Below are 252 nucleotides of genomic sequence, written 5' to 3'. Positions count from 1 at the left end.
CCGACCACGCGAAGGACGCGGGAGAACAGGGCCTGGCCGTCGAGCCGCTCGGCTAACCGGGGGATCAGTTCTTTCTCGACCAGCGGAATGAACTCAGACGGCGGCCCGGGGAGGGCGACCACGAGTTTTGTGCCCGATGGACACCACAGGGCGGGCGCAGTGCCGTTGGGATTAATGATCGCTTCGGCCCCCTCGGGTTTTTGCGCTTGCCTCAATTGGCTTTCGGTCCATGTGAGACCGCGGAGCCGGAAC

General features: G+C 64.7%; 1 pseudogene. It reads right to left on the bottom strand.

Annotation, left to right across the window (positions count from 1 at the left end):
• Window positions 1-215, bottom strand: a pseudogene (locus VJI94_RS08590) (competence/damage-inducible protein A); the annotation flags it as partial.
• Between the last annotated feature and the right edge of the window lie 37 nt (window positions 216-252).

Origin of the sequence: Parvimonas sp. D9 (assembly GCF_035282565.1) — a bacterium.
GTDB lineage: Bacteria > Bacillota > Clostridia > Tissierellales > Peptoniphilaceae > Parvimonas > Parvimonas micra.
This window is presented reverse-complemented; position numbering and strand designations above follow the sequence as displayed.